The sequence below is a fragment of the Lentzea aerocolonigenes genome (genome assembly GCF_000955955.1).
Taxonomy (GTDB): Bacteria; Actinomycetota; Actinomycetes; order Mycobacteriales; family Pseudonocardiaceae; genus Lentzea; species Lentzea aerocolonigenes_A.
This window is the reverse complement of sequence record NZ_JYJG01000145.1, coordinates 1-26036: the sequence shown is the minus strand read 5'-3', so window position 1 is coordinate 26036 and position 26036 is coordinate 1. Positions and strand designations below refer to the sequence as shown.

The 26036-nt window shown below is 68.2% G+C and carries 15 protein-coding genes; 9 read left to right on the top strand and 6 right to left on the bottom strand.

What is annotated here, in order from left to right; genetic code table 11:
• Positions 1 to 23: 23 nt before the first annotated feature.
• Entirely contained in the window at positions 24 to 806 is a 783-nt protein-coding gene (locus UK23_RS21475) for an ESX secretion-associated protein EspG (protein WP_045313369.1), read from the bottom strand.
• Positions 807 to 1004: 198 nt separating this feature from the next.
• On the opposite strand from UK23_RS21475, the gene UK23_RS21470 reads away from it, so the two are divergent.
• Complete coding sequence (locus tag UK23_RS21470) at positions 1005 to 3719, top strand: AfsR/SARP family transcriptional regulator (RefSeq protein ID WP_045313368.1); 2715 nt, start codon at positions 1005 to 1007, stop codon at positions 3717 to 3719.
• 95 nt (positions 3720 to 3814) lie between these two features.
• Here UK23_RS21470 and UK23_RS21465 read toward each other — a convergent pair whose 3' ends face one another.
• The gene (locus UK23_RS21465) at positions 3815 to 4282 is read right to left on the bottom strand and encodes a hypothetical protein (RefSeq protein WP_156213281.1); all 468 of its coding nucleotides are present in this window, start codon (positions 4280 to 4282) and stop codon (positions 3815 to 3817) included.
• 417 nt (positions 4283 to 4699) lie between these two features.
• Between UK23_RS21465 and UK23_RS21460 the strand changes: the two genes are divergently transcribed.
• Both UK23_RS21460 and UK23_RS21455 read left to right on the top strand, forming a co-directional pair.
• Positions 4700 to 5218, top strand: a complete 519-nt coding sequence (locus UK23_RS21460; RefSeq protein ID WP_156213280.1) for a hypothetical protein — start codon at positions 4700 to 4702, stop codon at positions 5216 to 5218.
• The gene (locus UK23_RS21455) at positions 5215 to 6702 is read left to right on the top strand and encodes a hypothetical protein (RefSeq protein ID WP_156213279.1); all 1488 of its coding nucleotides are present in this window, start codon (positions 5215 to 5217) and stop codon (positions 6700 to 6702) included. Before UK23_RS21460 ends, UK23_RS21455 begins: the two co-directional genes overlap by 4 nt.
• Before the next feature lie 883 nt (positions 6703 to 7585).
• Here the strand turns inward: UK23_RS21455 and UK23_RS21450 are convergent.
• On the bottom strand, positions 7586 to 8380 hold the full coding sequence (locus UK23_RS21450) for a MerR family transcriptional regulator (protein ID WP_045313364.1): 795 nt from the start codon (positions 8378 to 8380) through the stop codon (positions 7586 to 7588).
• Between the two features lie 78 nt (positions 8381 to 8458).
• Here UK23_RS21450 and UK23_RS21445 point away from each other — a divergent pair, with 78 nt between their 5' ends.
• The 4 genes from UK23_RS21445 to UK23_RS53850 all read left to right on the top strand — a co-directional run bounded on the left by UK23_RS21445 (position 8459) and on the right by UK23_RS53850 (position 10828).
• Positions 8459 to 8821, top strand: coding sequence for a nuclear transport factor 2 family protein (locus tag UK23_RS21445; RefSeq protein ID WP_045313363.1), 363 nt, complete (start codon positions 8459 to 8461; stop codon positions 8819 to 8821).
• Between the two features lie 38 nt (positions 8822 to 8859).
• The gene (locus UK23_RS21440; protein WP_082114846.1) at positions 8860 to 9648 is read left to right on the top strand and encodes an SDR family oxidoreductase; all 789 of its coding nucleotides are present in this window, start codon (positions 8860 to 8862) and stop codon (positions 9646 to 9648) included.
• 522 nt (positions 9649 to 10170) lie between these two features.
• Positions 10171 to 10374 (top strand): alpha/beta hydrolase, encoded by a 204-nt coding sequence (locus tag UK23_RS53855; RefSeq protein ID WP_231114605.1) that lies wholly within the window; start codon positions 10171 to 10173, stop codon positions 10372 to 10374.
• 34 nt (positions 10375 to 10408) lie between these two features.
• Positions 10409 to 10828, top strand: coding sequence for an alpha/beta hydrolase fold domain-containing protein (locus tag UK23_RS53850; RefSeq protein WP_419503896.1), 420 nt, complete (start codon positions 10409 to 10411; stop codon positions 10826 to 10828).
• A 1199-nt stretch (positions 10829 to 12027) separates the two neighbouring features.
• Here UK23_RS53850 and UK23_RS48835 read toward each other — a convergent pair.
• Complete coding sequence (locus UK23_RS48835) at positions 12028 to 14244, bottom strand: hypothetical protein (RefSeq protein ID WP_052684903.1); 2217 nt, start codon at positions 14242 to 14244, stop codon at positions 12028 to 12030.
• 43 nt (positions 14245 to 14287) lie between these two features.
• On the bottom strand, positions 14288 to 23458 hold the full coding sequence (locus UK23_RS21420) for an RHS repeat-associated core domain-containing protein (protein ID WP_156213278.1): 9171 nt from the start codon (positions 23456 to 23458) through the stop codon (positions 14288 to 14290).
• A gap of 251 nt (positions 23459 to 23709) precedes the next feature.
• Between UK23_RS21420 and UK23_RS51770 the strand changes: the two genes are divergently transcribed.
• Together UK23_RS51770 and UK23_RS21410 are read left to right on the top strand one after the other, a co-directional pair.
• Positions 23710 to 24225 (top strand): hypothetical protein, encoded by a 516-nt coding sequence (locus UK23_RS51770; RefSeq protein ID WP_156213277.1) that lies wholly within the window; start codon positions 23710 to 23712, stop codon positions 24223 to 24225.
• Positions 24226 to 24271: 46 nt separating this feature from the next.
• Positions 24272 to 24757 carry a MarR family winged helix-turn-helix transcriptional regulator gene (locus UK23_RS21410; RefSeq protein WP_045313382.1) on the top strand — a complete coding sequence of 162 codons (486 nt, stop codon included), beginning with the start codon at positions 24272 to 24274 and terminating at the stop codon, positions 24755 to 24757.
• A gap of 5 nt (positions 24758 to 24762) precedes the next feature.
• On the opposite strand, the gene UK23_RS21405 is transcribed toward UK23_RS21410, so the two are convergent.
• Entirely contained in the window at positions 24763 to 25950 is a 1188-nt protein-coding gene (locus UK23_RS21405; protein WP_045313381.1) for an FAD-dependent oxidoreductase, read from the bottom strand.
• Positions 25951 to 26036: the final 86 nt, after the last annotated feature.

The window sequence follows — 26036 nt, the reverse complement described above, 5'->3', positions numbered from 1 at the left end:
ACCTCCTCTTGGATCGACCTCGGTCACTGGCGGGACTCGACGATCCTGTTCAGATGACGCCCGAGCCCGGCCAGGTCAGCAGGCGCATACGTCGCAACAAGCCGCTCATCCGGCGCAGACATGGGAATCACCGCATACCGCCCGGCGTCGGTGTCGAGGTAGCCGATCATCCCGAGCTCGTTCTCCTGCCCATTGCGGCCACGCGCAGAGACAAGGAAGTACCCGGCGCCCAGGCGTGGACGGCGCAGAATCCCCTCCGCCGCCGCCCACTGCCCAGCTGGCGATGACGCAGCGGCCTTCAGCGGCGCACGGAAGGTCATCTCGGAGAAGTCCTTCTCCCCTCGTGGTCGGCCGGCAGATGCCGCTGTGCCGGACACCGTCACCGGCATACCCGGACCAGGACGCACCACGGGAAGCAACCGCACTACACCAGGCACAATCGCGTCAGGCCGGCACAAGCGGAAGGTGATCGTCTCGTCCCGCTGCGCTGCGACCAAGCCCATGCGGTCGTCAGCCGTGGCCAGCGCGAGGAGCCGCGAATCCCCGGCGCTACCGACCAGTGCGATCACCTGGCGTCCGTGAGCGAACAGATGCAACGCCTCCACGAGCTCTGGCACGAACTCGCCGTGGCGAACAAGCCCTCGCGCCACCAAGTCCCGATGCACGGCTTCCACGAGTCGAACTCGGTCCTCCGATGTCGCACCGTGGTACGGGATGGCGAACGGAAACCACCGCACATCGATTCGCAACGCCTCGCCGAGCACGTCCAGCGCTGCCAACGAACACACGATCTCCTTCGCCACCATGTGACCATCCCTTGCCTGCGCACCGGCTCTCCACAGCTGCGAACGGATCTACCGGAACGATGCCGCCAGCACCCCGAAACAACCTTTCCGAAAGCTGGAATGCGCAGATCAAGCAGCGCGATGCTCATTGATCTCCACGCCGGCATCACCGCGTACCTCGCTTGTCACGTTCCGTGATCGGCCGAGTAGAGTAACCGCGTGGGTGGTGCCAAGACGCGGTTCGCATTGATAGGGACCATTGAGGCGCACGCGGGCGGTGAGCGGCTCGCTCTCGGGCCGGCGATGCAGCGCAAGGTGCTGGCTGTGATGCTCGTGAACGTGGGGCAGGTCGTGTCGTCGGACCAGATCATCGACTCGGTGTGGCACAACGCCCCGCCGTACAGCGCGTTGAGCACGCTGTACACCTACATCGCCCGGCTGCGGAAGGTGGACGGCCTGGAGATCGCGCGGCGACCAGGTGGCTACTTGCTCGACGTCGAGCCGGAGTCCGTTGACCTGCATCGCTTCCGCACGCTGGTGCGGCGGGCCCGGGACCTTCCTGACGACAGTGCCGCTGATCTGATCGAGGAAGCGCTAGGTCTGTGGCGCGGGGAACCGTTCGACGGCGCCGACACGCCCTGGTTCGTGCAGCAGCGTGCCGCGTTTGAGGAGGAGAGGTTCGCCGCCCGGTTGCGGCACGGTGACATCGCGTTGCGGTGTGGCAGGCATGGTGAGCTGCTGCCCGAGCTGACCGCGCTGGCCGCCGAGCACCCGCTTGATGAGCGGGTAGCCGCTCAGCTGCTGCTCGCGCTCTACCGCGATGGGCGGCAGGCTGAGGCGTTGCGCTACTACGAGGATCTGCGCGTCCGGCTGGTGGAGGAACTGGGCGCGGATCCGAGTCCTGAGCTGCAGCTGCTGCACCGGCAGATGCTCACCGGCGATGTGGCGATCGCGGTATCTGACCGGCAGGTTGCGCCGTGCCAGCTGCCCGCGCCGCCCCCGGTGTTCGTCGGGCGCACGGACATCAAGGCCGAGCTGGATGGCCCGGTGAACGGGGTGGTCGTCGTCGGTGGTCCCGGCGGGGTCGGCAAGACCGCGCTCGTGTTGCGCTGGGCGCACGACCACGCGAGCCGGTTTCCGGATGGGCAGTTGCACGTGAACCTGCGCGGATTCGACCCGTCCGCGCCGCCGGCCCAGGCGGACGTGGTGCTGCACAGCTTTCTCGGCGCCCTGGGTGTCCTGCCGGAACGCATGCCGGACGGCGTTGACGCGCGCAGCGCGCTGTTTCGCGAGCGAGTTGCCGGGCGGCGGATGCTGGTCGTGCTGGACAACGCGCTGCACGAGGACCAGGTCCGGCCGTTGCTGCCCGGCGGGAACACCAGCCTCGTCGTGGTGACCAGCCGCAACCGGCTCACCGGGTTGGCCGTGTCCGACCAGGCGCGCCTGGTCACGGTGCCGATGCTGACCGACGACGAGGCAGTCACACTGCTGACCGAGCGTCTCGGCGGCGCACGGCTCGAGGACTCTGCAGCGCTGCACGACCTCATCCGGCTCACCGCGGGCCTGCCACTGGCACTCGCCGTCGTGGCGGCGCGAGCGCTGGCCCATCCCGCCTTCCCACTGCGTGCATTGGTCAAGGAACTGCAGGACGAGCACAGCCGCCTGGACGCACTGGACGCCGGAGAACCGGCATCGAACGTCCGTGCCGTGACGTCGTGGTCCTACCGCAGGCTCTCCCCCGCCGCAGGCCGGTTGTTCCGGCTGCTCGGAGTACACCCCGGCCCAGACATCGAGCTGGCCGCGTCCGCCGCACTGGCGGGAGCCCGGCCGGCGGAGGTCCGCCGACTGCTCGACGAGCTGATCAGGGCACACGTTCTGGAACAGCCCGCCCCTGGCCGGTTCGCTTCCCACGACCTGCTGCGGGCGTTCGCCCGCGAGGAGACCACGCCAGAAGAGGCACGGAAAGCACTCGGCCGGGTGCTCGATCACTACCTGCACACGGGATTCGCCGCAGAACGCCAGCTCTCCCCGCACTGGCCGCCGATCGACCTGGCTCCCCCACACCTCGACGTGACACCGCTCCGGATCGGGTCCTACGACGAGGCCATCGACTGGTTCACCGCAGAACGCGCGGCGCTGCTCGCATGCGCCGATCTGGCTGCTCGCAACGGCTGGGACGTCCACGCCTGGCAGCTGCCGTGGGTCTTGTCGACCTACCTCACCCGCAGCGGGCACTGGGACGAACGCGCAGCCTCCCAACGCGCCGCGCTCGCGGCCGCACGACGATTGGACGACCACACGGCGCTCGCGGAGGTGTTGCTGCTACTCGGTCGCGGCCACAGCGTCCAAGGCGACCAGCCACGTGCCATCGACGAACTCACCGAAGCGCTTACCTCCTACCGCACCATCACGAACCGCACCGGGGAAGGCATCACGCAGTTCTCACTCGGCCTCGCCCACGCCCGGCGCGGCGACCCGGCGACAGCGCTGGAGCACGCCCAGCAGGCGCTAACCCTGTTCCGCGGCACCGGCAACCGCGCATGGGAGACGTTCAGCCTCACTGCGGTGGGCTGGTACCACGTCCTGCTGGGTGAGATCGACCTCGCGGCCGACATCGGCACAGCCGCCCTGCGGCTGCTCGACGAGGTGGGTGACCGGGACTGCGAAGCGCACACCCATCGCATGCTCGGCGTCGTCCAGCAGCAGCGCGGTGATCACGCGGCGGCCGCCGTGCATCACCAGCGTGCCCGCGAACTGTTCCGCGGCCTGGGCGACTCCTACAGCGAGGCCGCGACAGCGGACCAGCTTGGCGACTCTTTTCAGGCTCTGGGTGACAACTCGGCCGCCCGCGAGTCGTGGCTGCGTGCGGAGACGTTGTTCGAGGCATTGGGATTGCCCGAGGCCGACACAGTGCGGGCGAAGCTGGCGGACTGACCCGGCCGCGCATCAGCGGTGGTATTTCTGCGGTGGCCTAGGTGACAGCGATGGCTTCCTGACTACCGGTGCGGCCACCACCGTGCTCACAGGTTTCACCGGCGTCGCGCGGCGGCGTGCCTGTCGCGCTCTGCGCGTATCTCCTGTGCTTGAAGCACAAGAACGTGCACGACGCGCATCAGGATCGTCAGCACGAGGAAGACGACGGCGGTCCACTTCTTCACGGCCTGCTCGGCGACGTCGCCAGCCAGCTCGGGTGCGAGGCGGTCGCTGGGCTCGAAGGCCAGTTCGATGTGGTCACCGATGCCGCCAACGCCTCGGGGGGGTTTGGTCATGGTGGAGGGACCGCCCTCGCCGCACTCCAAGCGGTGGTCGTAGTGAGTACTGGTCTCGATGCTGTAGGTGCCATCACCGTTGAGGTAGCGATTGACCTCAACGCGCCGATCGACGTCAAGCACCCTGCACGACGCCGTTCGTCCATGCTCCGTCAGATACGTAATGGTCGTCGCGGTGCCTGCTGACACGACCGCGATCGCCAAGCTGAAGAACGCCGCGATGCCCACGCCCACCCCGTGCACGGCAGATGACAAGAAGACGAAAAGCCACACCAGCAGAAAAGACCGAGCATCGCCAAAAACCGTAGCGCACTGTGCTTGACATCGATCATCACGTGCACCAGAAGCACACTCAAACCAACAGCCGACACCGGCAGCACGACAACCATCAGAAGCGCCGCTACAACACGGAGAGCGCGCACAAGCTTCATAACTCCACACTGCCCGCCCACTCCCTTCGAATTCTTTCACGGACCTTGAATCCACAGCTCAGCGCCACAAGACTTGAACCGAGAGCTTCGATAAAATTCACGTTGTGCGACGCACAGCACTACCGCGCAATAAGACCGAGAGGCCATCAAGATGGGGAACAGGAACGCCTGGCTGAGCACTCTATTCCTTTTCGGCGGGTTCCTGCTCTTCTCCATGCTCGCCGACGTGTTCGGCGAGCGCCTGGGGCTCCCGATCCCGTTCTACCTCACGGTGACCGGACTGATCCTCCTCGCCGTCGCGGGATTGCTGTGGCCGATCTACAAGGATGTCCCGATCGACCCCAAAATGGGCAACCCGCTCTTCGTCGCTCTGTTCTACGCCGGCGGCGGAGCCTGGACCTGGCTGGCGATGGGACTGATGTCGATCGGGATCACCGGCTGGCTGGCGTTCCCCGGCGTCTTCTTCCTCGCAGGCGTGACCCTGCTCGTCGCCGGAGGCGTGTGGCGGAAGGAAACACCGACATTCATCGGGCTGTGCCTGGCGCTGGTCTTCGGCCTGGTGTGCCTGGTCGTCGGCGTGTTCCTGGTTTTCCCCCTCGGCTGGGGTTGGCTCGTGCTGTACCTGATCGGCGCTGTGCTGACGCTGCCCGTGCTCGCTGGAGTGATGACCTGGCTGGATGGACGAGGCCCGATCAATCCGTCAGCCCGAGCATCCCGGCAGGGCCAGCGATGACAGAAGCTCGAACGCGCGGAAACGAGTGGGCCGCGAACCAGAAGACGAGGCCTGGTCCGCTGTTCGTGCTTGGAGGACTACTGCTTCTGGCCTGTGTCGGGTACGGCGTGTGGGCACAGTTCCTCACCTTCGACGGGCCACCGACCTGCGGCGGTGAGGCGATGCGCCGGAACGAGGTGTGCGTGGACTTCTCCGGCCGCCGCGATACCGTCGACTACGAGACCATGCTCCAGGCGCAGAAGGAGTCGATCGGGATCTCAGCGCTGTGGCGCGCAGGCATCCCGGGAATGCTCGGCACGGTCGCTCTGGTCCTCGCCGTCTGGCGCCGCATCTCGTCGGATCAGACGACGACGGTACGGAATGCGTTCCTGAACGCGCTGGCGTTCGTCACGGTGCCGTTGCTGGTGGTCGCCGTTGCGCTGCAACTGCTCGGCGCGCGGCTCGGGTGGACGTGGGCCTCTCCGGTGGGCATCCACGGCCTGTCCCAGGGGGTGCTGACTGCGATCGTGGCAGTAGCGATCACGTTGTACGTGCCGTTCGCGTGGAGCGACGAACGTCCAACGGCTGAAGCACCGGCACAACCGTTCCGCCAACGGATGGCGGAGTACGAGCGGGCCTGCGCACTGGCGCGGGCTGACGAAGTCGAACACCAGCAGGCGAAAGCTGAAGCGCAACGCGAGAAAGCCGAGCAGCGAGAAGCCCGTGCAACCGAGCGCGAGGCCAAACGGGAGGCGTCACGCCGGTCGCAGCAGAACCTCTGCGACCCGACGAGCGACCTCTGGATCGACCGCCGGACGCAGATCCGTCCCGAGCCCGCGTCGAACGCCCAAGTGCTGCTGCACCGGATCATCGGCCTGGCCGGCCTAGCCGCCATGCTGGCAGCGCTGACGAGCGACGGCTGGTGGACGTGCGGACTCGGCATCGGCGGCCTGGTGCTGGTGTCGGTCCGGCCAGCGAGCAGGCCGCCGACCGTGAACACCGCAATGCTGTGGGGCGCCGCCGCAGCGCTCGGGTTCGGGGTCGCGATGACCCAGCTCCTGCCCCTTCAGCCAGTAAGCTGGACCTCGTTGCTCACCGCGGCCGTGCTGGGCTACGGCTCGTACTACAAGATGCTGAGTGTCAGTTACGCTGCGGAAACACCCAGGCTCAGCCACATCTGGTGGCACCTGTCCAGCGTGCTCCTCGTGCCCACGGCGGTGCTGCTGGTACTCAGCGCGACGATCAGCAGCACGGCCGAGGCCGTGGTTGCCCAAGTCGCGGCGGCAGGCGCACTGCTGCTGGCCTTCCCGTTCCGCGAGAACTTCCCACCGCAGTGGCGGGCTTTCCGGCGCGCGCTGCTCGGCCTGTTCTTCATGGCGGGCGTAGTGATCGCAGCGCTCGGTGCCACCCCGACGGCCTGGATCTTCGGTGGAGTCTTGGGGTTGGGGACTGTGGTGAGCGCGGTGCTGCGCCCCGAGACGAAGGCGGCTGTGCCGGTGGGATAGATCCAGCCTTAATGCTCGACCGTTGCTGTGAGGCCAGCAAGGGTCGCTCGTCAACGGGCCTTGCCAAGGCTTGATCGGATCTCACGTTCCAGATCGCAGTCACCGGTCTCGGCCGCGATGCGCCGCGCTTGGTCGATGTGATCCGATGGGGCAGCAAGGCCGAGCCGCGCGTGCGCCAGCCAGTCCCTGGTGTGGTCGCCGGTGGTTGTAGTGGAGGACGTAGCGGTTCAGCACTGACTCCAGGTTGTGCGTGCGCTAACCGGACATGCACGTTGCACGCATAAACCACGGTCTTCTTCATGCGGGCCATCGAGCCCAGGCGGCGCCTTCGAGCAGAGCGTCCTTCGGCAGCATGACCGGCTCTCGGCGCGGCTACCTTCGTGGTGGCCATGCGCGCTACACAGACGGTCCGACACCACGAGGCAAACAGCCGCAGCGAGCCGTCCCAGCAGATGCCACAAACTGTCCGGTCTCGGCCGGGCGCGCCGCAAGCCGAGCGGCATGTAGGCGGTGGGCGGTTCCATCAGGTCCACCCGCCGCGTAGCCATTCACTTCGACGGCTGGAGCCCGAACCGACACTCGATCACTAGACTGCCGCTACAAAACCGCTGGTCAGCCCTGTTCCCATCCTTTGGTACTCCCGCCCGAGGTCCGGCCCTCCGCACAACGACCCAAAGTCCGGCCCTGCGCACACCGATCTCGCGCAGGGTGGTGCCCTGCCCAAAATCCGACCAGGGCGGCGGCACGTACATAGATCACTAACCGACTGAAGAGATGCCGCCGCCACTGGCCTCTTAACATGACTCGAGGCTCACCTCGGCGATGATTCCGCGATCAAGGCGGTTGTCTCGTTCTTCCAACGCTCCGCTCTGCACCGACCGCCTCAGGTGACGCGAAAGACCGGCCAGCCGATCTCGGTGCGCCACGCCGCGGGATCGCTTGTGTCACGAGGGCCGACGACATAGACCTCCCGCACCGGCCCGGCCACCGACATCGCGTTCTCCACCACCCAGGTCCCGAGTGCGCCGTACGTGACCTCGACGCCGTCGTGCTCGCCGACATGAGTGGTGACGGCCAGTTCCGCAGCCGGAAGAGTCGCGGGGTGCACGCGTCCGGTGCGAGGTGGCGCATCGGTCGGCAGGTAGACGAGCGCGTGACCGCGCTCCTGTTCGAAAAGGGCGTTGTCGTAGCAGCCGCCCGGCGGTCCAGTCGCGGCGGCGCCGATGGCCGCCTCCAACTCGGCCATCGCGCCTGCGTACCAGGTCGAGACGTCTCGATGCTCAACTACGGCCTCCACCGCCGCGACCGTCCGGGCGGACTGCGCACGCAGCTCGACGGCGATCGGCGCGGGGTCGGGCCGGAGCAGGCGCCGCAGCGACACGACTGCGGCCCGGGTGCGGTCGAGCACGTCCTCGAGGCGTTGCAGGTGGTCCGCGACCAGGGCCGCCCGGACACCGGGGTCGGGAGTCCGCAGGATTCGCTGCACGTCGCTCAGAGGGACGTCGAGTTCTCGGAGCCGGTGGATGACCTGCGCGGTCGGGATCTGGTCAACGCCGTAGTAGCGGTAACCGGTGATCTCGTCCACCACGACGGGTTCCAGCAGGGCCGCCTCGTGATACCGACGCAGTGTCCGCACGCTCAAGTGGGTCAGCCGCGAAAACTCCCCGATGGTCAGCACCCCCACATTCTGGACTCTCTCCCAGGGGGAGAGTCCACGGCTTGACCCTCCCACGCCGTGAGGTCGCACGGTGGGCTCATGACACAGCACATCGATCTTCCGTCCGATCTGCTCCCGACCACCGTCCGCGAGTTCTTCGCCGCCCACGTCGTCCACGACGCCGACACCGCCTCGTCGTTCCTCAGCGAGGACGCGGTGGTCGTCGACCAGGGCGAGACCTTCCGCGGCCGAGAGGAGGTCCACGCGTTCCTGCGGGACGCCGGCTCCGAGTTCGAGTACACGACCGAACAGATCGGCGCTCGCCGCGTCGATGACGCCCACTGGGTGGTGACCGTGCGGCTCGAGGGCACCTTTCCGGGTGGCGTCGCCGAACTCGACTACCGGTTCGCGTTGCGGGATGGCCTCGTCGCCGAACTCGTCATCACCAACCACGCAGCCTGACCGAATCCGCGTTACGCCGATCCTCAGAGGAGAGAGAAATGTCTAGTTCGGATCGCGATCGTCTCGACGGTCGCCGGGCTCTGGTCACGGGTGGTTCGAAGGGCTCGGGCAAGGCCGTCGCGGAGAGGCTGCGAGAGATGGGCGCCGACGTGTACGTGACGGCGCGAACGATGCCCGACGGGTACGAGCACCCCGACCGGTTCATCGAAGCGGACGTGACGACGATCGAGGGCACCGATGCCGTGGCCGCTCGAATCGCCGAGGCCGGCGGCGCACTCGACATCTTGGTGCACGTCGTCGGAGGTGCGTCGACGCCGGCCGGTGGATTCGCGGTCATCTCCGATAACCAGTGGCTCACCGAGCTGAACCTCAACTTCCTGGGAGCGGTGCGGCTCGATCGAGCTCTTCTCCCGGCGATGATCGAGTCCGGGACGGGCGTGGTGCTGCACTTCACCTCGATCCAGCGTGAACTGCCCCAGTACGACGCGTCCCTGGCGTACGCGGCAGGGAAGGCTGCTCTGCGCACGTACAGCAAGGGGCTTGCCAACGAGCTCGCGCCGCGCGGCGTGCGGGTCAACGCGATCAGCCCCGGCGGGATCGAGACCGAATCCTACGAACGATTCGTGGACCGGATCGCCGAAGGCAACGGACTCACACGTGAAGCAGCCAAGCAGACCATCTACGACTCCCTTGGAGGAGTACCTCTGGGGCGATTCGCGAACACCGAGGAAATCGCGGACCTCGTCGGGTTCCTGGTGTCGGACCGCGCCTCGGCGATCGTGGGCGCCGAATACGTGATCGACGGCGGGACTGTTCCGACCGTCTGAGCCAGAAGGCGGTTCCCAGCAGCCACTCGCCAACAATTCGATCCGGCTGCCGAACCCCTCCTGCGCAAGCAGAACTCGACCGCTCAGCTCGGCCTGCCAGTTGGCGGACCGCATCCACCACCTGACACATATCGATCACCTATGACCTGAGGCAGGCAGACATCCGTTCTCTTGCCGCAAGGAGTACACACGACTGCCCAAGTCATGGACCGGTCCCCCACCCAGCCGGTCGGACCGCCACCACCCTTCGATCCGAAGCTCGCTCCTGTCGTTGCGATGCTGACCGGCCTGCGCCCTCCCGACGCGTACCGTTCGGACAACATCGTCGAGATGCGCGAGCCCGTCCCCCCAAGTAGAGACCCCGACCGACGAGATCCTCTCGCGCGGTGGCGCCTACAGCGTGCAGGAGCGAGCGGTGCCAGGGCCGGGCGGGGAACCGGACATCTCGCTGCTGATCTGCCTCCCGAAGGACGCAGCGACCCCGACCCCGGCCATCTACCACGTCCACGGAGGCTGATCGTCGTGGACAACCGGTTCGGCCTGGTCGAGATGCTGAACCTGGCCGAACCGATGGGCATGGCCGTGGTCTCGGTCGAGTACCGGCTCGCACCCGAGACACCCCATTCCGGGTCCGTCGAGGACTGCTACGCGGGCCTGGTGTGGATGTCGGATCACGCCCACGAGCTCAACATCGACCGCGGGCGCATCGTCATCGGCGGGTGCTAGCGCCGGCGGCGGCCTCGTGGCGGCTGTCACCCTGATGGCACGCGACCGCAACGGCCTGGCCATCCTGGCCCAGCTGCTCCTGTCACCGATGCTCCACGACCGCAACGACTCGCCCTCCGCTCAGCAGACGCGCGGCCTCGGCATCTGGGACAGCTCCTCGAACAAAACCGGGTGGCACGCGCCCCTCGGCGACGGCATTCGTGGAGGACCGGACGTGTCTTCGTACGCCGCGCCTTCGCGCGCCGCAAACCTCTCCGGCCTGCCCTCCACATTCGTCGACGTAGGGTCGGCCGAAACGTTCCGGGACGAGGACGTCGCGTACGCCAACCGCATGTGGCAGGCGGGCGTCACCAAGCTGCGTGCCTCTCCCCGTTGGGTCCGAGGAACCGGCGGGGGGTTCAAGCCGGGCAGGCCACGAGGCAGTCGATCGTGCGCACTGACACGGTCACGCTAGTGCCGGCGAGTTCCAGCCCGTTGATCTCCCACAGACGTGAACACCTCTGTAGTGCATAGCCCCGCATGTCCCGGTCAGCCACAGCTACCCAGAAACTCTTGCCTCGTGCTGATCTCACTTGCGAGGATTCGGCCTCGCTCCTCTGGCCATGCCAGCACGACCCCGTTGAGAGAACAGATCATCTCTCAGCGGCGGTCGGACGGACGGCGACTGTTACCCATCGGCGGCGTCTACGCCTGGTATTTCGACGAGCCATCCTCACCGTCGCGGTGCCCCGCCGCGCCGGTTTCGAATGGACCTCTCACACCACACCGGCGCTGGCGGCCGGCCTGACCCGCGAACAGCTCGACGAGTTGCTCGCCGACCGGATCCCTCGCGAACTCGCCGATGCCGAACAGTGCGCGGTGATCACAACCCGGAGGTTGCTGGCCGACGGATCCCTGGACGACGACGCGTACGAGTACGCCGTCGGGTGCCTTGGCGTGGCCGGCCTGGCAGTGCTCGTCTGGCTCGTTGGGTACTACTCCTCGCTCGCCACCGCGCTGACGGTCTCCGCCCGGCCGACCCGAAAGCGCGTGCTGAGGATCAGTGAGTCTCTTGCGGTAGGGCGTTGTGCCTGGCGACGCCTCCAAGCCAGCCGAGACTGGGTTTGGGCGTGCGTTCGAACGTCTCACGATCGATCGCGATGAGACCGAAGGTGTGCCCTACCGGTACGGGCCGCACACGAACTGGATGTCGGAGAACGACCTGGAGCGCGCTTACCGGGACCGTTTCTCTCGGCGAGCTGACGAGCGGGCTGCCCTGATCGCACTGGTCGATGGGTTGGGGCCGGAGATCGACCTGGACAAATGAGGATGGCTGGTGCTCGCGGCGCGACCGGTCCTGCCTCCACCTCCGCGCACGTGGAGGCCCGATCCGACAGGTGACATCGCTGCTCTGCGTGAGATGGCCCGGCGGCTCGCAGAAGACCTCGACCACCAGTTCAGCAAGCCGTACTCCGCCCTCCGCCAGCCGACTTGTGGCGCAGTAGCGGCTGGGTTGTGGGCCTGCACTTATCCGGTCCGGCGTGGGGGACCCGTGCGGCTGGATCCACCCGTTCGACCTAAACCCTGCGGGCATTCATGCCGAAGGCCGCTGCTCCCGGCGGGAGCAGCGGCCGCTGAAATCGTTGTGATGATCGGGATTTCGAGAACGTCCCGTCAGACGGCGAAGATCGGCGTCCCGTTGACGGTGCGGTAGACGAAGAACGTCGTCTGCCCGCTGCCGTTGTTGATCGTCGCGAACGTCGGGTCGGTCGCGGCGGCCGGTGCCGGCTGGTCCACCTGTGCGAAGGTCCAGTCCTTGAACACGCCGCTGCCCTGCCCGGTTTCCACCGCCTTGTGGATGATCCCGTCGCCGGCACGGGCGATCACGACCGTCAGGCCGCTCACCGGGTCGATCATCGCCGCCGGGTTTCCCGGCGAGACGAAGGTCCCCAGCGTGTCCCACGTCTGGGGGAAGGTGCCCGTCGTGTCCTGCAGCTTGGTCACGATCGTGCCGTCCGCGGCGCGGGCGAAGACCCGCAACCGGTAGCCGGGGTAGAGCACGACCGCCGGTGCACCCGTCCCGTCGCCGCCGAGGTCGGTCCAGGCCGACAGGGACCCGTCGGTGCGGTAGGTCGCCGTGGTGATGGTGCCGGTCGTGGTGCGCAGGAACAGCTGAACGCCGTCGCGAACCGTTGTCAGCACCGGGGTTCCGGTGAGCCCGGTGCCGCCGAGGCCACGCCAGAACGGAACCGCGCCGGTCTGCGCGTAGGTCCACAGCTTCCCGTCCGCGTCGACGCCGAACTGGGTCGTGACGCCGGTGCCGAGCTGAACGGTCGCCGGAGGGGCGGCCGGTGAGCCGCCGATGTCCGTGAACGACGTCCAGCTGCTGGCCTTCGGTGCGGTCTGCGCACTCGTCCAGACATCGCCGCCGTCGGCGTACTGCGCGGACACCTGGACAGTTCCGTCCGGACGCGCGACGAGCGACGGCTGGCCGGTGAAGGCCTCGTTGCCGGAGATCGGCGTGAACTGGACGCAGCAGAAGTTGTCCAGCTGGGTCTGATGACCGATCACGACCCGGCCGATGTTGTCGACGTACGCGTACTCGACGGTGCCCGCGCCCTGCCCCGCGACCGGAGCCGCCTGGGCGACGCTGATCGGCGTGTTCTGCGCGACCGGGAGGACCGGCAGCGGTTCGGCGAACCAGCCCTCCACGTCGACGTAGACGAACGTCGCGGAGTCGCTGTTGTTCGAGATGCGGATCTTGCCGTCGACACCGGGTTTGATGATCGCCGAGGACCGCTGGTGCGTGCCCGGCTGGTGCTGGGTGAGCGCGATGCCGGGCTGGGTGGTGCCGAGCGGCCACGCGCTCAGGGTGGCGTGCGCGGTACCGGACGCCTCGAAGCTCAGCGCGACACCGGCGACCCCCTTCGTCGGCATTCCGCTGGTCCCGCCGACGACCACGTCGACCGTGCCGTCCTTGGGCACCAGCTGGCCGAACACGCGGTTCACCAGCGGCCGGAACCCGGCGCCGACGTTCGGCGCCTTCGTGAAGTAGGCCATCGTGTCGACGACCAGGTCGATGTCCGCCGTGCCGCCGTTGGTGAAGGTGACCTGGCCGTTGGTGCCCAGCTGGATCACCGCGCCGGACGAGGAGTGCATGTTCTTGCCGTAGTTGGCGATGACGACACCCGTCGCCCTGCCGACCGGCGTGGCCGAGAGGTAACCGGCCTCCGTGGTGGCGGGCACGGTGACGTGGGCGTTGATCGCGGTCGCGTCCGCGGGCACACCACCGGCGGTGAGCGTGACCGTGCGGGTGCTCTTGGCGCGGATCTTGACCTTGTCGGTGCCCGTGCCCCTGGTCGTGTCGACCGCCCGTACCTGGGTCACCGGCACCAGACCGCCGGACGTCCCGCTCGGCGCGGAGGTGAAATAGCCTTGCACCTCAACGAAAACGTGCGTGGTGCCCGCGCTGTTGTAGAGGTCCAGCTTGCCGTTCGCGCCCGGCTGGACGAAGGAGAAGTTGGAGATCGACTGGCCCTGCGGGAGGTTGAGCGCCGCCGTGCCGGGCCGAGGGCTGCCGTTGGGGTAGACCTTGAAGTAGGTCTGCGCCGACGGCGTGAACGCCCCGACCCGGAGCACGAGACCGCTCACCCCGGACGCCGGAATCCCGTTCACACCGAGGACTTGGAAGGTCGTCACGCTCCCCGCGCCCTTGACGCCGACCGGCGTGCCGACGCCGTTGCGGGAGTCGAGGACGATCTTCGAGGAGGTGAACGGGACGTAGTCGCCGCCCTTGCCGGCCGCGTCGGCTCGTGCCGCCTGCGGGACCACGAGGGTGGCCGCTGTGGCGATCAGGGCGACCGCCGCGGTCGCCAGTCTGGATCTGAGCATCGGATACCTTTCACTGACCAAAGTGGACTGAAATACCACGGGCTTACTTGCAGCAGTGCCAGATCTCGTGGCTGTAGCCGTAGCCGGCCTCGTACGAGAACCCGGGTTCAGCGGGTTCCTTCGGCAGGCGCAGCTCGGCGGAGACGCCCACCTCGATGGCCCGGATCGGTTTCTCGCCGGACCCGGACGGGTCGAGGGACCGGGTGAGTCCGATGGTGGGCCCCCGGCCACGCCGCCCGGCGAAGCCGACCGAGAGATCGGCGTCCCAACCGGTCGCCGCCTTGTCGACGTCGGCACCGGTCATGTTCTCCTTGAGGAACCAGCCGTAACTGGCCCCGACCCCGGCTCCCGGTGTTCCCACCGTCTGCGAGCCGCCGACCGAGAGCTGACCGTTGCGGGTCAGGGTGAGGGACCCGCTGAGCCCGCTGCCCTTGTTGCGGCCGCCCGCGGGGAACGGCAGGATCTCGCCGATGTCGACGGTCACGTAGTCCGGGGCACCGCTGCCGCCCTTCTTGGCACCGATCAGGCTCGAGATCCCGCTGGTGCCGGTCAGGCGCGTGCCGATCTGCCAGCCGCCCTCCCAGCCGCAGTGGAACCAGTTCTCGCACATCCCGCGGTCGACGAACGGGTCGGCCAGCTGCTCCGCGACCCACTCCAGAGCATCGGCGGAGCCTTTGACGGCTTCTGGAAAGTCCTCCCCCATCCTGTCCAGCAACCTCTCGAGGAAGCTCTTGCCGTAGTCGTCCGAAGCCTTGTCGTTGACCAGGTTCATGGCCGGGACATTGGGCATCTTGAGCACACTCGCCGTGCCCCTGACCAGCTGACCACCCAGCCACGTGATCGCGTTGACCGGAGTGTTGGTCTTCAGGACCACCGACTTGACGGTCTTCTCGATGGCGGCCAGAGCCGTCTTGGTGATCTTGCGGTCCGCGATCTTCTTGGCGATCGCGCGGGCTTTCTGCTCTGCGGCTGCCTTGGCCTTGCGCAGGGCCTCCGACATCTGCTTCGTCTTCTTCTTGGCATAGCCCCAGAACTGCTTGGCCTTCTGCTTGACGTAGCCGCCCGGATCGCGAGCGAACTGCCGGAACTCGTTGATGCCCTTCTTGATGGCGTTGCCGACCTTCTTGACCACCGACTTGATCCCGTTGACCACCTTGCCGACGATCTTCCTGCCGGCGTTGACGACCTTCCTGACGATCTTCTTGCCGGTGTTGAAGACGTTCGAGACACCCTGCTTGACGTCGTTGACGACCTCGTTCGCCTTGTTCTTCAAGCACTTCCAGCTGACGCACGGCCAGTTCCCGTCCGGGTCCACGTGCTTCAGCGGGTTCGCCGCCCCGTAGGCGTACCGGTTGGCGAGCGCCGAGTCGCCGCCCGCGTAGGTCACCTGGTCCCGCGACTGGAACGCCCCCGTTGACGGGTCGTACCAGCGCGCGCCCATGCTCACGGCACCCGAGTCCGGGTCGGTCCAATCGCCTTGGTAGCCGAGGGAACCGTCATCGCCCTGCGACGCCGTGGTGCGGCCGAACGGGTCGTACGTCGTCGAGTCCGGCAGCGCGGCAAGAGCATCAGCCGCCCCGAAACCGCCGACGACGTCACCGTGCTCATCGGCGACGACGAGGCTGTCGCCGACCGCGAGCGGATCACCGTCCGGGTCGCGCGCGAACTTCTCGGCACCGGCGGCGACCGGGTTGGCGGCAAGGCCTGCATACGAGAACTTGGTGCTGCCACGGGAAACCAGGCGGTCGAGATCGTCGTAGGTGTACGTCAGAGAACCGTCGGCGAGCTTGTGGTCGAACGCGTCGAAGCCGTACGTCCGAGTACCGGCACTGTTGAGCGTTCCCCGTGCGCTGTAGGCATAATCGACCCCGCCAGAAGACACCAACCGGTTGCGGGCGTCGTAGACGGACGTGGTCGTGCCCGCCGAAACCCGGTTGCCCGAGGCGTCCCAGCCGTACGAGACGGTCCCGCCCGCAGCCGTCCACGAGGTCAGGCGTCCGGCGAGGTCGTAGCCGTAGGTGTTGCTGCCGGAACCCGCGAAGCCGCTGGTCGTCTTGCTGGTGAGGTTGTCGTTGTCGTCGTAGCCGTAGTCGATCGCGGCGACGCTTTGACCGGACGAGTTGCGCAGCACGTCCGTGTCCGGGCGGCCGAGGTCGTCGTAGGTGAACGTGCGCACCCGCCCGTCGCCGTAGCCGATGTTGGCGCGCCGGCCCGTCAGGTCGTAGCCGAGGAACTCGGTGACCCGGGTGAGGCCGTCGGTCATGGTGCTCAGGCGTCCGTTGGAGTAGGTGAACGTCGCCGTGCCCGCCGCGTCCGTCCGCGAGGTGAGGTTGCCGTCGGCGTCGTAGGAGAAATCAGCGCTCCCCGCCGGGCCGCGGGCCGTCAGCGGCTGGCCCCGGTCGTTGTAGGAGAAGGTGTTGCCGCCTGCGGAGGTGAGCCGGTCCATCGCGTCGTACGTCCGGTTCTGCGTCGCCGTCGGGACGGCGGCACCGGTGCCTGACCGCTGGGTGACGCGTCCGGCCGCGTCGTAGACGGTCGTCGTCGAGACGCCGCCGGGGATGATCGTCCGCACCTGCGCTCCCGCGGCGTCGTAGACCGCGGTCCAGGTCCGGTCTGCGGCCGCCGAGTGTGCGGGCGTCGGCGGCTCGATCACCGACTCTGGCAGGCCGAGGACGTTGTAGGTGAAGTGGGTCGGGTTGCCCCGGCCGTCGGTGTAGCGCGTCCGCCGGTCCGCCGCGTCGTAGCCGAACGAGGTGGTGATCGACGAGCCCGCGGCCACCGGTTCGGTCTGGGTGACGAGCCGGTTCGCCGCGTCGAACTCGAAGGTCGTGACGACACCCTTCGCGTCCACAGTGGAGGCCGGGTTGCCGGCCAGGTCGTAGGAAAGGCGTTCCATGCGGGCCGTGGTTCCGTCCGGCCGCAGGTCCGACGTGGCGGCCACGCGCCCGATCCGGTCGTAGCTCGTCTGGCTGGTCCGGCCGGCCGCGTCGCTCTCCCGGACCGGACGGCCGGACTTGTCGTAGCCGTACTGCGTGACGACACCGCTGGCGTCGGTCTCGCGGATCAGCTGGCCGAGGGTGTCGAAGGCGTTCCGGGAGACCGCACCGGACGGCTCGGTGGTGGCCGTGACGGCACCGCGGTCGTCGTAGGTGAGGCGCGTGATCAGGTTGTCCAGCCGCGGGAAGCGCTCCACCTTGGTGTGCGTGACCGCGCGGTCGAGGTCGTCGTAGGTCGCCTCGCTCCTGCCCCCCAACGGGTCCGTCGTGGCCAGTCGCTGACCGGTCCTGGTGTAGGTGGACCGCCAGATCGCCCGTTCGCCGTTGTTCGCCAACGGCTTGTCCAGGGTGACCTGGCGGTTGAGCTGGTCGTAGCCGAACCGCTGCGCGTTGCCGAGCGGGTCGGTGATCTCCAGGACGTTGCCCAGGCCGTCGTACTTGGTGCGGGTCACCGGCGTGATGGGCGTCGACGCCCCCGGTGGGGTGTACGCGGGCTTGGTCTGCGACACGGCACGCCCCAGCCGGTCGTAGGCCGTGCGCACGATGGAACCCGTTTCGTCCTTCACCGCGACGGGTTCGCCGAACGTGTTGTACCCGGTCGTCACGACAGGACGCACGGTCTGCGCCGCGCCGCCGTTCTCCGCCTTCACCGGCGCACCGGTGACCACGGTCTGGCGGCCGAACTCGTCGTAGGTGTAGTTCGTCGTGTACGCGGCGGGATCCGCGCCGGTCGCGTTGCCGCGCGGGTCGGTGTCTGCGACGAGGTTGCCCCGCTGGTCGTACGCGGACGTGGTGACCAGCGTCGTGTCACCGGTGGACGTGGTCTGCCTGATCACGTTCCCGCTGTCGTCGTAGGCGAGGTCGACGACCTCGGGGTCCGGGGAGATCGCCCACGGCACGTTCGACGCCCGGCCGTTGCGGCTGGTGCGAGTGACGTTGCCGGTGGCGTCGTAGGTGTGCGTGGTCGACCTGGCCAGCCCGTCCGGGTCCTCCGTGGACGTCAGCAGGTTGCCCAGCCGGTCGTAGGTCGACGTCACGGTGGTGGCGCCGTTGTGCGAGATCTGCTTGATCGGGTTGCCGGCGCCGTCGTAGGTGATGTCGGAGAGGACGTAGTCGCGGGTCGCGCCGTCGGGGTTGTGGAGGTTCTTCAGCACCGCTTTGCGCAGCAGGTCGTTGCCCGTGTACTGGAACTCGGTGCGGCGGCCCATCGCGTCGGTGTCGCTGACCTGACGGCCGGCGAAGTCGTACGAGTACGAGTGCAGCACCAGGTATCCGTCGGTGAGGCCGCCGCTCGTGTCACCGGTGTACGCCCGCAGCCTGATCTCCGCGATCATGTTCCGCGCGGTGTAGGCGAAGTCGTACCGGTTCCCGTTCGCGTCCACAGTGGACGTGCGGTTGCCGTGCCGGTCGTAGCCGGTCGTGGTCTCGTTGCCCTCGGGGTCGACGACCTTGGTGGGACGGCCGCTCTCGTCGTACTCGGTCTTCACCGTGCGCGTGCCATCACCGCCGAGCACGTCCGAGTCGTCGACCTGGGTGACGTTGCCGTCGGTGTCATAGGTCGTGACCGTGCGGCGCTGGTGCCGGGTTCCGTCGACGGCGTTCGTGGTCACCGACCCGGTCACGTTGGTGAGCCTGGACATCGCGTCGTAGGCGAGCGTGGTGGTCAGGCCGGCCGGGAATGCGTCGGAAACCTCTGTCTCGCTCACCTGCCGACCAAGCACGTCGTAGGTGTAGCTCGTCACCAGTCCCGACGGTTCGGTGAGCTTCGCCAGGTCACCGTTGGCGTAGTAGGAAAACCTGGTCACCTTGCCGCGGGCGTCAGTGCTCGTCAGCGGTAGCCCGGCGGGCACCACCCCGCCGCCGACGGCCGACTCGGCGCCGACCGTGTACGTGCTGCGCACGACGTTGCCGTCCGGAGTCGTCTTGCTGGTCAGGTTTCCGTTGGGCGAGTACGTGTAGCTCGTCCTGAACGTGGTGTCGGTGGCGCTCGCCGACCGGCCGTCGCGGGTCTCCAGCGGCAGGTCGTTGCGCGGGTCGGACGGATCCGGCGCGGCCGCCGGGTAGGTGGTGTAGCTGGTGTGGCACACCCCGGCGGACTGGCAGGTCCTCGTCGACACCGCGTGGCCCTGACCGTCGTAGGTCAAGGCGACGGAGTCGCCGTTCTCGTTGGTGGCCACGGAGAGGTTGCCGGCCTGGTCGTACTGGTAGGTGCGGATCGCCAGGCCACCGGTGGGCTGCGTCTCGAACACCGGCCCGCCCGCGTCGCCGGGGATCACCGTGCAGAACGAGGGATCGGCCGGGTCGGGCTTCTCGCACTTCTCCACCGGCGTCGGCTCCGGCGGCGCCGAACCCGGCCGGTCCTCGTCGCGGAGCTCCAAGCCCAGCGGCAGGCCGGCCCGCAGCAGCAGACCCGAGAGCGCGTCGTACTCGTAGAGACGCGGCCGGTTGGCCGGATCGCGGACCTGGACGGTCCGGCGCAGGTCGGTGTCGTCGCCGAACACCAGTGGCGCGCCGATCTTCCACGTGCCGCCGTCGCGGTCGGTGTAGGTGGCCACGCGGTCGAGCACGGTGTCGTAGGTCGCGGCCGCGGCCTGGGCACCGCTCGGCATCGTGATCTTGGTGAGCTGGTCGGCCGAGCCGCTGCCGTACCGGTGGTGTGCGGCGACGGCGGCGGCGCCCAGCGGGTGCGCGTAGACGGCGACCTCGTCGATCGTGCCGGTGAAGAACCGCTTGCCCGCGCTCCCCCACTCCGGCCACGTGCCGGTCGCGGTCGCGGCGCCGACCTGGTTGAACGTCAGCAAGGAATGGTCGATCGTCACGCCGGTGGCCTGGGCCGCCTGCACGCCGTCGAGGTACAGCGTCTGGGTGGTCCCCATCTGCGACAGCACGGCGTGGTGCCAGCGGCCGTCGTTGACCGTGCCGGACGACGCGAGCGGCGCGATGGCCGTCGCACCGAACTGGCCGCGCAGCTTGCCGTCGGTGCCCACGTACAGGATCGGGACGCCCCGGCCGGGTGGGCTGTCGAACGCCTTGTCCTGGTAGCCGAGCAACGGTCCGCCGGTGCCGGTCGGGCTCGCCTTGAACCACAGCTCGACCGCGCTGTCCCTGCTCTTCTTCAACGCGCCCTTCGGCAGGTCGATCCGGGACGACGTGCCGTTGAACGCGGCCGCGGTTCCCGCCGACCCCGCCACCGCGCCGGGCGAGCCCAGCATCACGCCCACGTGGGTGCCGGCGTCCTTGCCGAGGTTGACGGCCATCTCGCTGCCGGCCGCCGTGCCCTGCGCCTCGCCCAGCCGCCAATAGGAGTCAGGCCGGTCGTCGAGCACCGCCGTGCGGTAATGAGATCCCTGGCCGTACGTGTAGCGGGTGCAACTGTTGTCCGGTGCGCACACCGACGTGAGCGTGTCTCCGGTGTAGGTGTACTTCCACACCGTGTTCAAGTCCGTCGTGACCGCGGTGACGTGCGCGCCCGTCCACGTGAAGCGCAGCGCACGACCGGCGGTGTTCGTCTGGCTGGTGGAGACCTGGGCCTTGGCGAGCTTGCCGTCGGTGTTGCTGTAGGTCAGGACCAGGGCGCGACCGGCGTTGTCGGTGATGCGGGTGAGCCGCCCGCTGGACGAGAACGAGTACAGCGTGCCGGAGCGGTCGTCGAGCGTCCAGGCACCGGCGGCCGCGGTCAGCACGGCCGTCCGTCCGCGCCCCGGCGCGTAGGTGCCGTCGGGATTGCGGCCGTACCGCACCGTCTGGCCGTCCGCGTAGGTGACGACGACGTTGCCAGAGCCGTCGTCGTCAGGCACCAGACGCATGTCGAACCGGCTGGTCCAGCCGGCACCGAACAGGCCGTCACGACGCGGGTCGGTGCTGTTGTAGGTGCGCGCTACCGAGAGGTCGGGACCGACGGTCGCGGCCGAGGCGTCCACCGCCGCGGTCGTCACGTTCCCGGACTGGCCGTCGAAGTCCTGGTCGTCCGCGCCCTTCGACGCTCCCGCGAGGTGCGAGGTGATCTCCGGCTGCGGCACCTCGGTGAGCACGGTCGACCGCGACGACGTCACCTCGTTGGCCGCGTCCTTGACGAACACCCGCCACAGGTACGACTTCGCCCACGCCAGCTTCGCCGCGGGCGGTGCCCACGCTTGCGCGCTCTGGTAGCCGGAGTCGAAGCAGTTCACCGGGTTGCCGGCGGAGTTCGCCTCGCACACCTCGAACTTGAACGACAACGAGCTGCCCGGCGGCGCGTCGATGTCGAGCGCCCGGCCCCACAACGTCGGTGTCAGGGTCGGCGCGCGGTAACCGTTGGGCGGGTAGAGCTCCTGCACCACCGGCGGGATGTCGACGACCCGCAGGCTGAGCCGCAGCGGCGTCACCAGGTGGTCGGTGAAGAAGACACCGCCGGGGCCGACCATCGAGAAGTCCACGAAGTATGAGCCGGGCGGCAACGCCTTGATGGTGGCGTCGACGGTCACGCTCGCGCCGCGCGCGATGGTGCCGGGCAGGCTCGCGGACCGCTGCTGGCCGATCGCGGCACCGGTCTTCGCGTTGTACACGCGGTAGGCGAGGTAGTACTGCCCCGCCGTCCACTCCTTGGCGCCGCGGTTGGTGACGGTGAACTTGACCTTCCCGTCCTGGTTCTGCAGCACCGGCGGGTCCGGCACCGGCTTCGGCAGGGCGTAGGTCGCGTTGTACGGGCTGTGGGTGACGTAGAGGCGCGGCGGGTTGTCGGTGGCGGTACCGGTGAGCCTCTTGCCGCTCAACGGGTCCGAGACGTCCGCGCGCAGCGAGAGACCGTTGTTCGGGGTGGTGCCGTTCACCCACCCCTGCACGAGGTCGACGCCGCCGGAGCCGAGGTCGATCAGCTCGGCCGCCGGCGGACAGGCCGAAGTGGACTGTCCTTCCGCGACGAACCCGTGCGCGAACGACTTCGACCCGAGCGCCGCGCCGACGCCCGGTCCGGGGAAGGAGTAGCTGCCGCTGGGCGTCCACGCCTGGGTCACCGGGTGCACGGTCACCGCACGGGCCCGGCAGGAGTTCGCGAAGTAGCTGCCGACCAGGAGCTGGGCGCCGTAGATCGTCTCGAACTTCAGGCTGTTCACCAGGCTGCCGAACGCGACGTACGACGCCGTGGAGACGCCGTCGACCTTGCCGACCTGGAGCTGGGCCGTGCCGGGCACCGACTCGGCGCCGCGTACGTACATGGCGCCGTCGGCGGCACCGGAGTTGAGCGGCGGACCTACCGTCGGGTCGAGCTCCACGGGGTACTTGCGGGCGGGATCGGCCAGCCAGTCGCGGTCCGCGGTCACGCGCAGCGCGCCGTCCACGAGCTCGTAACCGACTGCGGTCGAACGCACCCCGGCCGCGTCGGTGAGGTCACCGCGCGGGATGACCGCACGGGTGGTTCCGGCGGCATCCGCGAACACCACCTCGCCGTTGACGACGGCCGCACGGAGCCCGCTGAGCCGCAGCGGGAACGTGAACGTGTTGTCCGCCGGTTTCCCTTGCAGAACGAGGGTTTCCTTCACGCCACCTGGCTGGACGTCGAGCCGCATGTCGACACCGGGCCGGACACCGCCGTAGGTGACCGTCGAACCCTGCACCTTGGCGCGCACCGAGGTGGCGCCGGCGAGCCCGTAAGCGATCGAGTGATCCCCCTCGACCCCCACCCGGACCAGTTCCGGGCTGTCCGCGCGTGCGGCGAACTGGAGCGCGACGGTGTTGGTGATGTTGCGCCAGTCTCCGTTGACGCCCGGCACCACGGTCGTGTTGATCGGCTTCCAGGCCCCGTCCGCGCCCCGGTAGTGGACCGGCGTCGCCGACAGCTCCGTGGTCTCGGTGCCGTCGGCATTTGAGTACACCTTCTCGAAGGCGTCCCGCGCGCCCAGGATCTCCTTGCTGCCGGCCCGGTCGAAACCGGTGCGCGCCTGGCTGGGCCCCGCCTCCACCGAAGCGATGTTCGCGGGCTCAGCCACGCCCGCCAGGCGGGGGTGGCGGCCGCGTTCCGTCGTGGGGAGGGATTTGTTGGGCGAGCCGCCGGCCAGGTGTGGCAGACCGGCAGCGGTGCCCCACCGCTGTTGCGGTGCCGCGACGGGCTGGTGGCCGTTTCCACCACCGCCCAGCCGTGCATCCGCGCCGATGCTGCTCAGCAGCACCACCGTCAGACCGAGCGCCACCGCCCGCAACGACTTGGACCGCCGGACACGGACAGCACTGAATCGCCTCACCACGATCGCCCCCACCTCGACGGACTCATCTCGTTGGAACCCTGCGCGGCAGGGCGCGGATACTCGGTTCAGCTCGCGTAGAGCGCCGCGACGGCCCTTCAGCCGTTCGACGGTGGCTTTCGCGTCAACGCGCCCGTTGGTGCGGACCGGATTGGAGTAGCTCGCGTACACCGGGTGCGGGAGCAGCTCGGGCCGGTACGGGCACCAGCGCTGCGCACACGGCGGTGATCAGGAGGATCAGTGCGCTTCTCAGCATGGTCGCGATGTTTCCCCAACCCTTCTACAGGATGGCTACACGCGGCCCCGCTGATGAGCATTGCTCGGAAATCGGCCGCGGTGATGGCAGGTGGATCGCCCGTGCCAAGGTGGGGGGCCGATGGTGTGAATCACTTGCAGGTTTTCTGCATGGCGCAGCTCAGGACGTCGTCGATCAACGCGGGATATTTGGCGTCTCGATCACGGATGAGGAACCTGATCCGTGCGGCGTATCCGATGTCCTCGAGATCCATGAGCAAGTTGCGGATGGCCTGACCGACCCATACGTGGGTGGGGTGTGCGGTGGCGCCGAGTATCCAAACACGTCGGCTGGCGTAGTGGATGGCGGCGAGACGTACTGGCGCTGCCCGGCCAGCGGACTACACTCAGCCAGCCGCGGCAGACCGCGTCGGCTCAACCGTTATGACGTTTCCTGGATGGTGCCGGCGGCCATCGTCCTGTGCGCGGCGGCTGTGCCGGCGACAGTGATGTTGTTCGGCATCAGCCGCCGTTGAGCCGGGTCAGGCGTGATTCGCCCTGCAGTTGAGGTACAACAAGAACATGACTCGGTCCAAGGTCGACGCGACCGACATCGACGTGCTCACCGACGCGGTGCTCACCGCGTCCCGCCTGCTGGTCGCCGTCTCCGCCCAGTCGATCGCGGCGGTGGGCGACGCGATCACGTTGCCCCAGTTTCGCGTGCTCGTCGTGCTCGACAGCCGCGGGCCGATGAAGCTCACGACACTTGCCGAGATCCTCGACGTCAACCCGTCCACCGCGACCAGAATGGTCGATCGGCTGTTCAGCTCCGAGCTGGTGGCACGCCAGCAGAACCCGGCGTCACGTCGTGAGGTCGTCATCGAGCTGACTCCAGCGGGACGCAAGATCGTCCGCAGCGTCACGCGGCGGCGGCGCACGGCGATCGGCAAGATCGTCCAGCGCATGCCGGAGCGCGATCGGCGAGGGCTCGTGGACGCGCTCGTCGCGTTCGCCGAGGCGGGTGGCGAACCCGCGGTCGACACGGGTGAGAACCTCGGCTGGATCTGATCGGATCATCCGTGCCTCGGTGAGGCCGGGTGATCGCCACGCTCGGTCCGGTCGAGCACCGCGCCGGCGTCCGGGGTGACCGAGTCGCGGAGCAGGCGGCGTACGACCGGAAGCCCGGACAAGCGGAACAGCCAGTCCCGCGCCACGATTCGCCACCGCGAGGACGGCGCCATCCACTCGATGAAGCCTCTGCCGAACGCCTGTGTACGAGTCACCACCGGCATCATCCGTGCCTCGTACCGCTCCAACGCGCCGACCATGTCCTCGGTGGCGGACAGTTCCTGAGCCAGGACATAGGCGCCGGCCATCGCGAGCGAGGCGCCGTGCCCGGCGAACAGCGACACCGCACCGCACGCATCGCCCACCAGAACGACCCGGCCGTGGTGCCAGCTCGTCATCTCCACCTGGCACACCTGGTCGAAATACAGGTCGGGCGGCTGGATCCGCAGCAGGTCGGGCGTCACCCAACCCAGGTCGCCGAACCGCGCCGTCAGCGCGTGCTCAGGGTCGGGAAGCTGCCAGTGTTCGTCGCGGTACAGGAACAACGTCGCCAACCCGCCGTCGCCCACCGAGTAGCACCCGACCATCCGATTCGGCAAGGTCAGCATCTGGTAACGCATACCGATCCTGGCGCTCAGCTCCGGCTCGGCCACCGAGTAGGCAGCGGCGTGAAAACCCAAATAGCGGACGAAGTCCTGCCACGGCCCGAAGACCAACTCGCGAACCCGCGAGTGCACGCCGTCCGCACCCACCAGAAGATCTGCCTCCACCACGGTTCCGTCGCTGAGCCGGGCGAGTACGCCCGCGGCGGTCTGCTCCACCTCATCGACCGTGACACCGAACTGGACGGGCGCCATCACCTCGTCAGCCAGAACCCGCGCCAGATCGGCACGCAACAGGCTGATGCCCCCGTTGGCCACGGTCTCGTAAGCGGTGGCGTCGAGCTTGCTCTTGGCCCGACCCTGCGCGTCGACCGAGGTCACATCCGAGATCGGCGCACGAAAGCGCTCGAGTGCGGGCACCAGTCCCATCCGGCGGGCCACCTCGAAGCCCGGGCCGAAGAAATCGATCATGTACCCGCCGGTGCGAAACCGCGGTGCCCGCTCCACCACCTGCACGTCCCACCCGGACCGCTCCAGCCACCACGCCGTGGCCAGACCGGCGATCCCCGCCCCCACCACGACAGCCTTCATCAAGACCACCCCACGCTTCGCGTCGACACAGGTGCGCCCGACCCTCATCTTGGGCGTATGCCCAAGATAGGCCCCAACCTTTGCAC

Bases quoted from the DNA above. Each gene is read 5' to 3' on its own strand.
- UK23_RS21475 (WP_045313369.1), bottom strand. From the start codon at position 806: ATGGTGGCGAAGGAGATCGTGTGTTCGTTGGCAGCGCTGGACGTGCTC.
- UK23_RS21460 (WP_156213280.1), top strand. From the start codon at position 4,700: ATGCTCGCCGACGTGTTCGGCGAGCGCCTGGGGCTCCCGATCCCGTTC.
- UK23_RS21455 (WP_156213279.1), top strand. From the start codon at position 5,215: ATGACAGAAGCTCGAACGCGCGGAAACGAGTGGGCCGCGAACCAGAAG.
- UK23_RS21445 (WP_045313363.1), top strand. From the start codon at position 8,459: ATGACACAGCACATCGATCTTCCGTCCGATCTGCTCCCGACCACCGTC.
- UK23_RS21440 (WP_082114846.1), top strand. From the start codon at position 8,860: ATGTCTAGTTCGGATCGCGATCGTCTCGACGGTCGCCGGGCTCTGGTC.
- UK23_RS53850 (WP_419503896.1), top strand. From the start codon at position 10,409: ATGGCACGCGACCGCAACGGCCTGGCCATCCTGGCCCAGCTGCTCCTG.
- UK23_RS48835 (WP_052684903.1), bottom strand. From the start codon at position 14,244: ATGCTCAGATCCAGACTGGCGACCGCGGCGGTCGCCCTGATCGCCACA.
- UK23_RS51770 (WP_156213277.1), top strand. From the start codon at position 23,710: ATGGTCGCGATGTTTCCCCAACCCTTCTACAGGATGGCTACACGCGGC.
- UK23_RS21410 (WP_045313382.1), top strand. From the start codon at position 24,272: ATGACTCGGTCCAAGGTCGACGCGACCGACATCGACGTGCTCACCGAC.
- UK23_RS21405 (WP_045313381.1), bottom strand. From the start codon at position 25,950: ATGAAGGCTGTCGTGGTGGGGGCGGGGATCGCCGGTCTGGCCACGGCG.